Origin of the sequence: Kitasatospora sp. NPDC056327, from assembly GCF_042261735.1 — a bacterium.
Taxonomy (GTDB): Bacteria; Actinomycetota; Actinomycetes; order Streptomycetales; family Streptomycetaceae; genus Kitasatospora.
Genome location: NZ_JBHJRC010000022.1, coordinates 1 through 14,700, shown reverse-complemented (window position 1 = coordinate 14,700; position 14,700 = coordinate 1). Strand labels below are relative to the sequence as shown.

The 14,700-nt window shown below is 72.6% G+C and carries 7 protein-coding genes and 1 rRNA gene; 2 read left to right on the top strand and 6 right to left on the bottom strand.

The window, feature by feature from the left end; translation table 11 throughout:
* Positions 1–46: 46 nt before the first annotated feature.
* The 4 genes from ACFCX4_RS05635 to ACFCX4_RS05620 all read right to left on the bottom strand — a co-directional run bounded on the left by ACFCX4_RS05635 (position 47) and on the right by ACFCX4_RS05620 (position 9,798).
* Positions 47–919 carry a helix-turn-helix domain-containing protein gene (locus tag ACFCX4_RS05635; RefSeq protein WP_376139159.1) on the bottom strand — a complete coding sequence of 291 codons (873 nt, stop codon included), beginning with the start codon at positions 917–919 and terminating at the stop codon, positions 47–49.
* A 282-nt stretch (positions 920–1,201) separates the two neighbouring features.
* Positions 1,202–3,886 (bottom strand): DNA translocase FtsK, encoded by a 2,685-nt coding sequence (locus ACFCX4_RS05630; RefSeq protein ID WP_376139158.1) that lies wholly within the window; start codon positions 3,884–3,886, stop codon positions 1,202–1,204.
* Positions 3,887–4,055: 169 nt separating this feature from the next.
* Positions 4,056–4,694, bottom strand: coding sequence for a response regulator (locus ACFCX4_RS05625; protein ID WP_376139157.1), 639 nt, complete (start codon positions 4,692–4,694; stop codon positions 4,056–4,058).
* 388 nt (positions 4,695–5,082) lie between these two features.
* The gene (locus tag ACFCX4_RS05620; protein ID WP_376139156.1) at positions 5,083–9,798 is read right to left on the bottom strand and encodes a HAMP domain-containing protein; all 4,716 of its coding nucleotides are present in this window, start codon (positions 9,796–9,798) and stop codon (positions 5,083–5,085) included.
* Positions 9,799–10,149: 351 nt separating this feature from the next.
* Between ACFCX4_RS05620 and ACFCX4_RS05615 the strand changes: the two genes are divergently transcribed.
* Together ACFCX4_RS05615 and ACFCX4_RS05610 are read left to right on the top strand one after the other, a co-directional pair.
* Positions 10,150–12,708: a SpoIIE family protein phosphatase gene (locus tag ACFCX4_RS05615; RefSeq protein WP_376139155.1), complete on the top strand. Its 2,559-nt coding sequence runs from the start codon at positions 10,150–10,152 to the stop codon at positions 12,706–12,708.
* Between the two features lie 299 nt (positions 12,709–13,007).
* Positions 13,008–13,571, top strand: a complete 564-nt coding sequence (locus tag ACFCX4_RS05610; RefSeq protein ID WP_376139154.1) for an acetate uptake transporter — start codon at positions 13,008–13,010, stop codon at positions 13,569–13,571.
* Between the two features lie 98 nt (positions 13,572–13,669).
* On the opposite strand, the gene ACFCX4_RS05605 is transcribed toward ACFCX4_RS05610, so the two are convergent.
* Together ACFCX4_RS05605 and rrf are read right to left on the bottom strand one after the other, a co-directional pair.
* Entirely contained in the window at positions 13,670–14,518 is an 849-nt protein-coding gene (locus tag ACFCX4_RS05605) for a phosphatase PAP2 family protein (RefSeq protein ID WP_376139153.1), read from the bottom strand.
* Positions 14,519–14,613: 95 nt separating this feature from the next.
* Positions 14,614–14,700: ribosomal RNA gene (gene rrf / locus ACFCX4_RS05600) — 5S ribosomal RNA — on the bottom strand; the annotation flags it as partial.

Here is a 14,700-nt window from a genome sequence, read left to right as displayed (position 1 = left end):
ATGCACCGGCCGGCCGGGCCCGCCGCGGTGCGGCGGGCCCCTGCGATCAGCCCGCCTGCGGGTCGCCGGGGGTGTACGTGACGTGCACCACCTGGCCGTTCCTGCCCGCCGGACCGAGGTCCTTGCCGTTGACGTACACGTGCACGGCGCCGGCGTTGCCGATCACCAGCTTGATCTGCTTGGGATCGGTGAAGGTCTGGTCCTGACCTTCCTCGATGTTGTTCTGGAAGAGCGACTTCCCGTTGCCGTCCACCGCGGAGACCCAGCTGGTGTCCTTCTCGGCGACCAGCTTCACGGTGACCTTGTCGGCCGGGGCGGCCGCGATCGCGGGGGCGCTGGGCGCCGGGGCGGGCGGCTGCACGGTCGGGGTGGGCGCGGCGGCCGCCGGGGCGACCGAACCGGTGCCGGCGCCGGCGGGCAGCGGGGCGCTGGCCGAGCCGGTGGTGCCGGGGCCGGTCTTCCCGCTCACCAGGTTGAAGCCGATCACACCGACCACCACGACGATCGCGGTGACCATCGCGATCGTCCAGTTCGGCCGGCCCCGGCCGGGGACCTTGATCGGGCCGCTCTCGATCAGCTCGGTGGGCCGCTTGGAAGCCGGGGAGCCGCCGTGCGCGGCGTCGTAGCGGGCCACCAGCTCCTCGCCGTCGACGCCGACCAGCTGGGCGATCGCGCGGATGTGGCCGCGGGCGTAGAAGTCACCGCCGCACCGGCCGAAGTCGTCCTCCTCGATGGCGTGCACGATCGGCACCCGCACCCGGGTGGCACTGCTCACCTGATCCACCGTGAGCGCGGCCGCGATCCGGGCGGCGGACAGCACCCGTCCGATGCTCGGGGCATCGGCGGTCTGTTCCGCGGCGCCGGGGGGCGGGCCGGCGGGCGTGGCGTTCTCGCGGTCGGGAGACTTGCCGATGGTCACGGTGCACGCCTTTCGAGCGGTGGGCCACCTGCTGGAGAACAGTCTAGGGGCGCGGGCGGATCGTTTCTCAAGCGGAACAGGACCGAATGCGCTCGGCCGCCCCGCTGCCGGGCCGGGCGTGCACTGACCGCCCGTCAACGCGGGCCCCCGGGCTCCGGGGACCGCGCGCCGCGACCGCGCTTGCGGTGTTGCCCGTGGGACGCGGTACGCACCCGATCGGTTCCGCACCGGCCGCCTACCCCCGTCCGAACGGGTGAACACCTGTCAGCGGGCCGGCCGGTCTCAGCCACGGATCGAGACGATCACCCCGTCGATCTCGTCCGGCTTCACCAGGACGTCGCGGGCCTTGGAGCCCTCGCTCGGCCCGACGATGCCGCGCGACTCCATGAGGTCCATCAGCCGTCCGGCCTTGGCGAAGCCGACCCGCAGCTTGCGCTGGAGCATCGAGGTGGAGCCGAACTGGGTGGAGACGACCAGCTCGGCCGCCTGGATCAGCAGCTCCAGGTCGTCGCCGATCTCCTCGTCGATCTCCTTCTTCGGGCCGCCGCCGACCGTCACGTCGTCCCGGTAGACGGCGCCGAGCTGCTCCTTGCAGTGCTTCACCACGGCGGCGATCTCGGCCTCGGTGACGAAGGCGCCCTGCATGCGGATCGGCTTGCTCGCGCCCATCGGCAGGAACAGCGCGTCGCCCTTGCCGATCAGCTTCTCCGCGCCGGGCTGGTCCAGGATGACCCGGGAGTCGGCCATCGCCGAGGTGGCGAAGGCCAGCCGGGACGGCACGTTGGCCTTGATCAGACCGGTGACCACGTCCACCGAGGGCCGCTGGGTGGCCAGCACCAGGTGGATGCCGGCCGCGCGGGCGAGCTGGGTGATCCGGACCACCGAGTCCTCGACGTCGCGGGGGGCGACCATCATCAGGTCGGCCAGCTCGTCGACGATCACCAGCAGGTACGGGTACGGCGTCAGCTCGCGCTCGCTGCCGGGCGGCGGGGTGACGGTGCCGGCCCGGACCGCCGCGTTGAAGTCGTCGACGTGCCGGAAGCCGAACGCCGCGAGGTCGTCGTAGCGCAGGTCCATCTCGCGGACCACCCACTGGAGGGCCTCGGCGGCCTTCTTCGGGTTGGTGATGATCGGCGTGATGAGGTGCGGGATGCCCTCGTAGGCGGTCAGCTCGACCCGCTTGGGGTCGACCAGCACCATCCGCACCTCGTCCGGGGTGGCCCGGGCGAGGATCGAGGTGATCAGGCAGTTGATGCAGGACGACTTGCCCGCGCCGGTCGCGCCGGCCACCAGGATGTGCGGCATCTTGGCGAGGTTGGCCATCACGGTGTGGCCCTCGACGTCCTTGCCCATGCCGACGACCATCGGGTGGGTGTCCTCGGCGGCGGTGCGCGAGCGCAGCAGGTCGCCCAGGTTGACCATCTCGCGGTCCCGGTTCGGGATCTCGATGCCGACCGCGGACTTGCCGGGGATCGGGCTGATGATCCGCACGTCCGCACTGGCCACCGCGTAGGCGATGTTCTTGGCGAGCGCGGTGATCCGCTCCACCTTGACCGCCGGGCCCAGCTCGACCTCGTAGCGGGTGACCGTCGGGCCGCGGGTGAAGCCCGTCACCCGGGCGTCCACCTTGAACTCGGAGAAGGTGCCCGTGAGCTGCGCCACCACCTCGTCGTTGAGGGCGCTGCGGGCCTTGGCCGGGCCGCCGCGCTCCAGCAGGTCGAGCGGGGGCAGCGCGTAGGTGAGTCCGGCCGAGAGCTGGAGCTGCTCCATCCGGACCGGTGCCGGGCCGTGCTCCTCGGGGGCTCCGGGGCCCTCGCTGCGGGCGGCCGGGACGGCCGGCTCCTCCGGCGGGGCGGTGCGGTCCTGAACCTGGTGCATCATGTCCGCCACCGCCGAGGAGGCGGGCACGCCGTAGACCAGCGCGCCGTCCAGGTCGGCGGCGGCGCCGGCGGCGAGGTTCCGGGTGGCGTACGGGTCCAGCGCCTCCTTGGCGAACATGTCCGGCTCGGCGGAGGCCTCCTCGGGTTCCGGCTTGCGCTTGCGGCGGCGCCGGCGGGCGGCCACCTCGTCCGAGGGGTCGTCACTGTCGGTGGCCACCGTGAACGGCAGCGCGGAGGGGTCCGCATCCTCGGGGGGCTCGCTGGAGAGCTCGCGCTCCGGCGCACGCCCCCCGTCGGCGTCCTGCGGCCCGGGCTCGACCACGCCCAGCCGGACGCCCGCCGCGCGGATCCGCTCGGGGATCCGGTTGATCGGGGTGGCGGTGGTGACCAGCAGGCCGAAGAAGGCGAGCAGCAGGAGCAGCGGGACCGCGAGGGCCGGCCCGGCGGCGGCCATCATCGGGGTGGAGGCGGCCCACCCGACGATCCCGCCGGCCGTCCTTATCCGGGTCGCGCCGCTGCCCATCATGGGCGCGCCGCAGCCGATGTGGACCAGGCCCAGCACACCGACCAGCAGGGTGGTCAGCCCGATCATGATCCGGCCGTTGGCCTCCGGCAGCTCCGGGTGGCGCAGCAGCCGGACCGCCACCGCGGCCAGCAGGAAGGGCACCAGCACGTCGAGCCGGCCGAACAGACCGGAGACCACGTTGGTGGCCGCCTCGCCCAGCCAGCCCTGCGGGCTGAACCAGGTGCCCGCGGCGGTGACCAGGGCCAGCGCGAACAGCAGCAGGCCGATGCCGTCCTTGCGGTGCGCCGGGTCGAGGTTCTTCGCGCCGTCGCCGAAGCCGCGGAAGACCGCGCCGATGCCGTGCGCCGTGCCGAGCCAGACGGCGCGCACGGCGCGGAAGAGTATCGGCCGGGACGCGGGCGGTGGCGGCGCGGCGGGTTTGGCGGCCGTCTTCTTCGCCGGGGCGGCCTTCTTGGCGGCCGCCTTCCTGGCGGGCGGCTTGGCCGGAGCCTTCGCCGCGGCCTTCTTGGACGTTCCCGGACTCGGGTTGCGTGCCGCGCTTCCGGGCGTACGTGTGGCCATGGGTCAGCAGCCTACCGGGGCACGCGACCCGTGCCCACGTCGTCGGCCCGGGGGCCGGAACGTGTCTCCGACACACCGTCACACCGCCCGGAGTCACCCGGACGGGGGAACCTCGCCGGCCCCGCTCCCCCGGCGCACGGGGCGCACCCGCCCGGCGGCCGGACCGCGCTCAGTCCGTGCCGGGGCGCAACGCGTCCAGGGCCCGCCTCAGCCCGGCCAGCTTGCGCTCCAAGTGCGCCGCCGTGGCCGCCACCCCGCCGTCCTCGGTGCCGTCCAGCTGCTTGGTCAGCGACTCCGCCTGCTCCTCGACCGCGGCCAGCCGGGCCGACAGCTCACCGAGCAGCGCGCCGCCGAGGGCCGGCTCGGCACCGCTCGCCTCCAGCTGCAGCCGCAGCAGCGCGGCCTGCTCCTTCAGCTGGCAGTTCTTCATGTAGAGATCGACGAAGACCGAGACCTTGGCGCGCAGCACCCAGGGGTCGAACGGCTTGGAGATGTAGTCGACCGCACCGGCCGCGTAGCCGCGGAAGGTGTGGTGCGGACCGTGGTTGATCGCGGTCAGGAAGATGATCGGGATGTCCCGGGTGCGCTCCCGGCGCTTGATGTGGGCGGCGGTCTCGAAGCCGTCCATCCCGGGCATCTGCACGTCCAGCAGGATCACCGCGAAGTCGTCCGTGAGCAGCGCCTTGAGCGCCTCCTCGCCGGACGCCGCCCGGACCAGGGTCTGGTCCAGCGCCGAGAGGATCGCCTCCAGCGCCAGCAGGTTCTCCGGCCGGTCGTCGACCAGGAGGATCTTCGCCTTCTGCATCACGACGCGCCCTCCTGTCGCTTGCCTACCTGGGGAAGGCACCCGCGTACTGCCCACCACTACCCCGGTCATGCTAGCCGCACCCCCTCGCCCGGCACATCGCCCCGTCGCGTCCGGATACGGAGCGGCGCACAGTCAGTGCACCGGCGTACGCTCACCAGCGAGTCGCCACTCGGTCACTGTTCGCAACGATCGGTGACCCTACCCGGTTCCCGGCCCTCCCCGCCAGCAAACCGCGCGCCCCACCGGCGTGAACCCCGGAGCGTACTCCGAGATTCACGCCCCCGTCATCCGATCGGCCCGAACTCGGGCGTGTCCAGGGCCTCCTGGGCCGGGTCCGGTCCCACCGGGACAGGGCACCGCGGGCCGGACCCCGGACCGCCGGGACCCGTCAGGACCGGCGGACGGTGAGCCACTCGTGCATCACCGACAGCAGGTGGTCGGTCTCCACCGGCTTGGTGATGTGGTCGGTGGCACCGGCCGCCAGCGACTTCTCCTTGTCGCCCTTCATCGCCTTGGCGGTCAGCGCGATGATCGGCAGCCCGGCGAACTGGGGCATCCGGCGGATCGCCTCGGTGGTCGCGTAGCCGTCCATCTCCGGCATCATGATGTCCATCAGGACCAGCGCGACGTTCTCGTGCTGCTCCAGCATCTCGATGCCCTCGCGGCCGTTCTCCGCATACAGCACGGTCAGGCCGTGCTGCTCCAGCACGCTGGTGAGGGCGAACACGTTGCGGACGTCGTCGTCCACGATCAGCACCTGCTCGCCGTCGAAACGGGTGTCCGGACGGCCGGCCGGACGGATCGCCGGAACGGCCTCGGGCAGCCGCCCCTCGGCCCCGCGCCCGCCCGCGCCCGCCCGGCCTCCGGTGCCCCGGCCCTCCGCCCGCGGCGCCTCCAGGGCCGCGGCCCGCCGGCGCTCGACGGCGCCCCGGCGGCGGACCTCGACCAGGTCGCGCACCTCCTGCGCCCAGTGCTCGGCGGGGCTCTCGCCCACCGGCACCGGCGTCCCGACCGGTGTCACCCCGACCGAGGCGCGCAGCCCGGACACGTTCGCCCCCGGCTGCCCGGCCCCCTCCGGCGCGCCCTCGCGCAGCGGCAGGTAGAGCGTGAAGGTGGAGCCCTTGCCCAGCTCGCTCTCGGCGTGGATCTCGCCGCCGAGCAGCCGGGCGATCTCCCGGCTGATCGACAGGCCGAGACCGGTGCCGCCGTACTTGCGGCTGGTGGTGCCGTCCGCCTGCCGGAACGGCTCGAAGATCTCCCGCAGCTTGTTGCCCGGGATGCCGATCCCGGTGTCGGAGACCGTGAAGGCGATCAGCGGGTCGTCCGGGCCCTCGATCGCGCCCGCCTCCAGCAGCTGCTCGCGCACGTGCTGCGGGACGCCCGGACCCGCCTGGCCGATCGAGAAGTCGACGGCCCCGGCATCGGTGAACTTGACCGCGTTGGAGATGAGGTTGCGCAGCACCTGCTGGAGCCGCTGCTCGTCGGTGTGCAGGGTGACCGGCAGGGCCGGCGAGACCCGCACGCCGAACTCCAGGTTCTTGTCCAGCGCGACCGGCTGGAAGGTCGCCTCGACGTAGTCGACCAGCTGGACGAGCGCGATCCGGGCCGGCCGGACGTCCATCTTGCCCGCCTCGACCTTGGACAGGTCGAGGATGTCGTTGATCAGCTGGAGCAGGTCGGACCCGGCGCCGTGGATGGTGTCGGCGAACTCGACCTGCTTGGGCGACAGGTTGCCCTCGTTGTTGTCCGAGAGCAGCTTGGCCAGGATCAGCAGCGAGTTCAGCGGGGTGCGCAGCTCGTGCGACATGTTGGCCAGGAACTCGCTCTTGTACCGGGAGGCCAGCGCCAGCTGTTCGGCGCGCTCCTCCAGGACCTGCCGGGCCTCCTCGATCTCGCTGTTCTTGATCTCGATGTCCCGGTTCTGCTGGGCGAGTTGCTCGGCCTTCTCCTGCAACTCCTCGTTGGTGCGCTCCAGCTCCTCCTGGCGCGCCTCCAACTCGGCGGACCGCATCGAGAGTTCGGCGGTCAGCCGCTGCGACTCCAGCAGCAGGCCCTCGGTCTTGGTGTTGACGCTGATGGTGTTCACGGTCACGCCGATGAGGTCGGCGATCTGGTTGAGGAAGTCCAGCGCGACGGTGGTGAACGAGCTGAAGGTGGCCAGCTCGATCACGCCCAGCAGCCGGCCCTCGAACAACACCGGCAGCACCACGATGTGGGCCGGCGAGGCCTCGCCCAGGCCCGAGGCGATCTTCAGGTACCCGGGCGGCGCCTCCTTGAGGATGATCGCCCGCTTCTCCACCGCCGCCTGCCCGATCAGCGACTCGCCGGGCCGGAACGTGGTCGGCATCGCCCGCCGCTGGTAGCCGTAGCTGCCGATCAGCCGCAGCACGGTGTCGTTCTCGTCGTCGTCCTCGGTGATCAGCTCGGCGGTGCGGCCGGCCGGCTGGGCGAGGAAGAACGCGCCGTGCTGCGCCGAGACCACCGGGGTGAGCTCGGTCATGATCAACGAGGCCACCGCCTCCAGGTCGCGGCGGCCCTGCAGCAGACCGGACACCCGCGCCAGGTTGGTCTTGAGCCAGTCCTGCTCCTGGTTGGTGCGGGTGGTCTCGCGCAGGTTGGCGATCATCTGGTTGATGTTGTCCTTGAGCTCGTCGAGCTCGCCGGCGGCGTCCACGTCGATCCGCAGCGACAGGTCGCCCCTGGTGACGGCGGTGGCGACCTGCGCGATCGCCCGCACCTGCCGGGTGAGGTTGTTGGCCAGCTCGTTGACGGACTCGGTCAGGTCCTGCCAGGTGCCGTCCACGCCCGGCACCCGGGCCTGGCCGCCCAGACGCCCGTCGGTGCCCACCTCGCGGGCGACCCGGGTGACCTCGTCGGCGAACGCGGAGAGCTGGTCCACCATGGTGTTGATGCTGGTCTTGAGCTCCAGGAACTCGCCCCGCGCGTCGACGTCGATCTTCTGCGACAGGTCACCGCGGGCCACGGCCGTGATCACCAGCGCGATGTTGCGGACCTGACCGGTCAGGTTGTTGGCCATCAGGTTGACGTTGTCGGTCAGGTCCTTCCAGATCCCGGCCACACCCGGCACGCTCGCCTGACCGCCCAGGGTGCCGTCGGTGCCGACCTCGCGGGCCACCCTGGTCACCTCGACGGCGAAGGCCGAGAGCTGGTCGACCATGGTGTTGAGCGTCCCGGCGAGTCCGGCGACCTCGCCCTGCGCCTCGATGGTGATCTTCTTGGAGAGGTCGCCCGAGGCCACGGCCGCCGCCACCTCGGCGATGTTCCGCACCTGACTGGTGAGGTTCGAGGCCATGAAGTTGACGTTGTCGGTCAGGTCCTTCCAGATGCCCGACACCCCGCGCACCCGGGCCTGGCCGCCCAGGTTCCCCTCGGTGCCCACCTCGCGCGCCACCCGGGTGACCTCGTCGGCGAAGGCCGACAGCTGGTCCACCATGGTGTTCACGGTGGTGACCAGCTCCAGGATCTCGCCCCGGGCGTCGACGGTGATCTTCTTCGAGACGTCCCCGCGGGCCACCGCCGTGGTCACCTCGGCGATGTTGCGGACCTGGCTGGTCAGGTTGTTGGCCATCAGGTTGACGCTGTTGGTCAGGTCCTTCCAGGTGCCGGACACGCCCGGCACGCTCGCCTGACCACCGAGGATGCCCTCGGTACCGACGTCCCGGGCCACCCGGGTCACCTCGTCCGCGAACGCGGACAGCTGGTCGACCATCGTGTTGATGGTGTTCTTCAGCTCCAGGATCTCCCCGCGCGCGTCCACCTGGATCTTCTGCGAGAGGTCGCCCCGCGCGACGGCGGTGGTCACCTGGGCGATGTTGCGCACCTGGTCGGTCAGGTTGTTCGCCATGAAGTTGACGTTGTCGGTGAGGTCCCGCCAGACGCCGGCCGCCCAGGGCACCTGCGCCTGGCCGCCGAGGCGCCCCTCGGTTCCCACCTGACGCGCCACCCGGGTCACCTGCTCGGCGAACCCGGAGAGCTGGTCGACCATCGTGTTGATGGTGTTCTTCAGCTCCAGGATCTCCCCGCGCGCGTCGACCTCGATCTTCTGCGAGAGGTCCCCGCGCGCCACCGCCGTCGTCACCTGGGCGATGCTGCGGACCTGACCCGTGAGGTTGTCCGCCATGAAGTTCACCGAATCGGTGAGGTCCCGCCAGACGCCCGCGACGCCCGGCACCTGCGCCTGGCCCCCCAGACGGCCCTCGGTGCCCACGTCCCGGGCCACCCTGGTCACCTGCGCCGCGAAGCCGTTCAGCTGGTCCACCATCGTGTTGACGGTGTTCTTGAGCTCCAGCATCTCGCCGGCCACCTCGACCGTCACCTTGCGGGACAGGTCGCCCTTGGCCACCGCGGTGGTCACCTGCGCGATGTTGCGCACCTGGGCGGTCAGCCGCCCGGCCATGGTGTTGACCGAGTCCGCGAGATCCTTCCAGCTCCCGGAGACGCTGCGGACCTTGGCCTGGCCACCCAGCTTGCCCTCGGTGCCGACCTCCCTGGCCACCCGGGTCACCTCGTCGGTGAACTCCGACAGCTGGTCCACCAGCCCGTTGACGGTCCGGCCGATCTTCAGGTACTCGCCGCGCAGCGGGTGGCTCACCCCGTTGCTGTGCAGCGAGCGCAGCTCCATCTTCTGGTCCAGGTCGCCCTCGGCGATCGACGTCAGCACCCGGCCGACCTCGGACATCGGCCGCGCCAGGTCGTCGATCAGCGCGTTGCAGTTGTCGACCGCCGCCATCCAGGCGCCCTCGCCGGCCCCGGTCTCCAGGCGCTCGTTCAGCCGGCCCTCCCGGCCCACCGCCCGCCGCACCCGGGCCAGCTCGCCCGTCAGGTGCTGGTTGCGCTCCGCCACCTCGTTGAAGACCGCGGCGATCTCCGCCAGCGGACCGTCCCCCGGCACCGTCAGCCGGCGCCGGAAGTTGCCGTCCCGCATCGCCGTCAGCGCGGACAGCAGCTTGCGCAGCTCCGCCGGCTCGGCGCCGCGGCTGTGGTTGGCACGCCGGCCGGCCGCGCTCCGCGGCGCGGCCCCGGAGCGGCCACCACGCTGGGCGGGCGGCGTCGTACCGGTTGCGTCCTTGGTGGCCGAACTCAACGGGCCCCTCCCAGATCGTGGACTGTCCGGCAGCCGGGCAGGCCTGCCGGAACCCGTGACGACCGTACTGCTCGCACCGGACATCGCGGACCCCCCAGTCTGGCAGCACTCGCGCCCGGTACAAGGGCGGTTGCGCTCGGTTGGTGCCGCCCCGCCCGAATCGGGTGGGCAGAATCACCCTCCGGTGCCTGTTTCGACGCCCCGCCCCCACGGGGAACCAAGCGGAAAGTAGGGTGGAGCGCTGCACCGGGCCACGGCCGCCCCGGAGCCGCCGCCCATGCCGCCGGCGCGCACCGGGCGCCGGCGCCGCACCCGGGACAGCCAGGGCCAGAGCAGAGGAGACGTGGCAACGTGGTCACCGCGCGCGCAGCCGCCACCTTCGAACCCGTGGGCCGGTCTGCCGGTGCCGCCCGTTCCTTCGTACGGGACGCCCTGCTGGGCTGGGGCCTGCCCGAGGTCGTCGACGACGCCGTCGTCCTGGTCAGCGAACTCGTCACCAACGCGGTCGTGCACGCCGGGACCGCCGCCGAGGTCTGCTGCCTCCGCGAGGACGGCACCGTCCGGATCGAGGTCACCGACCACCACCCCGAACGCGGTCTGCCGACCGTCCCCGACCTGCCCACCACCGCGTCCGACCACTACGCCGACGCCGACGGCGAGGGCGGCCGCGGCCTGCTGATGTGCGCCGCGCTCGCCGAACGCTGGGGCGTCGAGTACGGCTCCGGCCGCAAGACCGTCTGGTTCCGGCTCGCCCTGCCCGTGCACACCGCCGGCACCCGCTACGCCCTGCCCGCCGCACCCGGCGGCGAACTGCCCAGCAGCCACGGCCCGGTCCGCGTCGCCGTCGTCCAGCTCGACGACGACGGCCGGGTGCTCGCCTGGAACCCCGACGCCGAAGCCCTCTTCCAGCACCCCGCCGACACCGTGCTCGGCCGCCCCTGGGCCGACCTCGCCGTCTGGCCGCAGCCCGGCGACTCCGGCCTCGCGCTCTCCGCCGTCCTGCGGCTCGCCCGCTGGGAGGGCGGCTACGCGCTGCGGCGCGCCGACGGCACCACCGCCGACGTCTACGGCGTCCAGGTCCGGCTGCGCGACACCGACGGCACCCCGAGCACCCTCTGTCTGCTCGTCCTCGACGACGACCGCGCCGTCCTGCGCTCCCCCGCCCGCGCCCTGCCCGGCGACCGCGGCGAGCCCGCCACCCGGCTCGACCTGCTGGCCGGCCTCGGCCCCGGCGAGGACCTCGACACCCTGCTCCAGCACACCGTCGACCGGGCCCGCGACCTGCTCGACGCCGACGCCGCCTACCTGCTGCTCACCACCGAGGACGAGGCCGAGTTCGAACTGCGCGCCAGCGCCGGACTGCCCGCCGCGCCGCGGCCGCACAGCCGCTTCCCGGTCGACACCGGCAACCGCTACGACTCGCCCCGCCTCCCCTCCGTCCACGAGGACCTCGCGACCCGGCCCACCGGCCTGTCCGTCCTCGACGACAGCGGACTGCGCTCCCTGCTCACCGTCCCCCTCAAGGTCGAGGGCCGGCTGATCGGCTCGCTCGGCATCGCCACCACCACCCCGGGCCGCTACGACAACGAGGACGCGCTGCGCCTGCAGTTCGCCGCCGACCGGCTCGCCCTGGCCGTCGAGTCCACCCGGCTCACCGAGCTCGAACAGCTGCGCCGCGGCTCGCTCTCCTTCCTCGTCGAGGCCTCCGACCTGCTGGCCGGCACCCTGGAGCACGAGCAGACGCTCGCCCTGATGGCGCAGATGGCCGTCCCCACCCTCGCCTCCTGGTGCGCCGTCTACACCAACGGCGACCACGGCGCCCCGGCCTCGCTCGCCTTCGTCCTGCACGAGGACGAGGACCGCATCGACCCGCTGCGCGCCCTGCTCGACAAGACCCCCGCCCCGGCCACCGGCCCCACCCACGGCGCCCGCTTCTGGAGCTCGCCCGCCGAGACCGCCGACGGCGCCGGCTTCGCCGGTGAACCCGGCCTCACCAGCTTGCTCGGCGAGACCGTCGTGCTGCCGCTCACCGCCCGCAACCGGGTGATCGGCCTGCTCGCCCTCGGCACCCACGCCGGCGTCAGATTCCGCCAGGAGGTCCTCGAACTCGCCGAGGACCTCTCCCGCCGGGCCGCCCTGGCGCTCGACAACTCCCGCCTCTACTCCGAGCGCACCGCCACCAGCCAGGCCCTGCAGCGCAGTCTGCTGCCCCCGGAGCTGCCCGACATCCCGGGCGTCGAGGTGGACGTCTACTACCAGGCCGCCGGCGAGGGCAACGAGGTCGGCGGGGACTTCTACGACCTCTTCCCGATCCGCGAGGGCACCTACGGCTTCGCCATCGGCGACGTCTGCGGCACCGGCCCGGAGGCCGCCTCGGTCACCGGCCTCGCCCGGCACTCACTGCGGCTGCTCGCCCGCGAGGGCCTGGACGCCCCGCAGGTCCTCAGCCGGCTCAACGCCGCCATCCTGGACGAGGGTTCGCGCAGCCGCTTCCTCACCCTGCTCTACGGCGAACTGACCCCCCGCCCGGACGGCAGCACCGAACTCTCCCTGGTCTGCGCGGGCCACCCGCTGCCGCTGCGGCTGCGCACCGACGGCCGGGTCGACCGGGCCGCCACCCCGCAGCCGCTGCTCGGCGTCATGGACGACCTCGACCTGACCGCCGAACGCCTGGTGCTCCACCCCGGCGAGGTCCTGCTCTGCGTCACCGACGGCGTGACCGAACGCCGCGAGGGCCTGCGGATGCTGGGCGACGACGGCCTCGCCGAGGTGCTCACCGGCTGCACCGGACTCACCGCCGGAGCCGTCGCGCTGCGCGTCCAGCGCGCCGTCGAGCGCTTCGCCCCCGAGCCGCCGTCGGACGACATGGCGATCCTCACCCTGCGGGTACCGACCCAGCGCAGCGCCTGACCGGAACCGTTCGCCGACTGTCGCACCCCGGGTCGGAGCCTGCACGAACCGGTGCGGGCGGCGTCGCAAATTGTGCGATTCACAAGGGTACAAGGCCGCTCACCGTGGGTACACCGATCTCACCGGGGAATCCCCCGGCGGGGACGTGACCAGCGGCTCTCCCGCTGGCCCAGCATTCGGACCGCAGCCGTCGCACGCTCCAGCCGTGCGCGCCCGGAGCGGTCACGCGCCTTCACCTCATCGAAACCCACCCGCGTTCACTGCGCCCTGCGCGCGCCCATGAGTGAAAGGAGCCTCCGGTGAGCAACGAAGCTACCGGGGCACTGAACGCCCGCTCCTCCGGTGCCGACGCGGGTAACCTCGGTTACCTCGCGCTCGGCCTGACCCTCCTCGCCTACGGCCTCCTCTCCACCGGCCTGTTCAGCGGCACCACCGTCGGGAACTCGGCCCACCTCGCGCACGTCCTCGGTGGCCTCACCCTGTTCGTCGCGGGCCTCTGGCAGTTCCGCGGCGGGGAGGGATTCACCGGCACCGCCTTCACCAGCCTCGGTGCCTTCTGGGCCACCTGGTCCACGGCCTCCGGCGCCGGCAAGAACGCGGCCGGCCTGTTCCTGCTGCTGTGGGCCCTGCTCGCCCTCACCCTGACCGCCGCGAGCTGGAACGCGGGCCTGTTCAGCCGGGCCGTCTACGGCCTGCTGACGCTCTCCCTGCTGCTCTCCGCGATCGCCGTGTTCAACACGGCCGGCGGCCTCGCCAAGGCGGCCGGCTGGATCGCCGCCGCCTCCGGGCTCGCGGCCTGGTACTGGGCCACCGCGTCGCTGACCAACAGCGCGTGGGGCCGGGAGGCCCTGCCGGTCAGGTAACGGCGGGTGCTCCGGTGGGCCGGACCCTCCCCCCACGGGGCCCGGCCCACCGGCATGTCCGCCGGGCCCGCGCCCGGCACGGGCCCGGCCACCCGCCCTCAGCCGCGGCCGGCGGGCTGCACCGCGCGCTCGTCACGGTCGTCCGCCGGCCCGACGTCCGCCGCCCGCCCGGCCCGCCGCCGGGCGACCCGGCGCTGGACCTCGTAGGCCAGCAGCAGGATCACCACCGCGACCAGCCCGTCCGCCCAGAAGTGGTTGGCCGTCACCACGACGACCGCGATCGTCAGCACCGGGTGCAGCACCATCAGCCACCGCAGCGGGCTCCGCGAGACACGCACCACCGCGACCGCCGCCAGTACGCACCAGGCCACGTGCACCGACGGCATCGCGGACAGCTGCGCGGCCTTCACCACCCCGCCGACCGTGGCCCCGTACACCGACTGCCCGTACTCCGCCGCGACGTCGACGAACCCGTTCTCCGGCAGCATCCGGGGCGGCGCCACCGGAACGAACTGGACGGCCAGACAGACCGCCGTGGTGATCACCACCGTGGTCCGCACCCACGGGTACCGGTCCCGGTGTCTCAGGAAGACCCAGAGCAGCACTCCGATCATCACCGTGAAGTGCATGGACGCGTAGTAGTAGTTCGCCAGCTTCACCAGCACCGGGTAGGGGGTCACCGCGGCCTGCCAGGACGCCTCGTCGGGCAGTCCGAACGCCGGCTCCGTCCGGTGGATCCAACGCGCCCGGTCCAGGGCGTGCTCGGCGCTCATCAAGGAGAGGCTCCCGACCAGTTGCCAGAGCGCGAACAGCGCGAGCAGGGTGCCGGCCTCGCGCAGGATCGCCGAGAGACCCGACCGCCGGGCCCGGGAGGCCGCGTAGGCGCCCCCGTAGAGAGCGACCGCAGCGCCCCCGGCGGACTGCCAGGTAAGGGTCAGGTTCTGCAACGGTTCGTGCCTCTCCACCGAGCTCGGACATGGTGGAGAGACGTTAACGCAAAAAGACCCCCTCCTGAACCGGAGGGGGTCTTTTTGGAATGATTGTTCGGCGGCGTCCTACTCTCCCACAGGGTCCCCCCTGCAGTACCATCGGCGCTGTGAGGCTTAGCTTCCGGGTTCGGAATGTAACC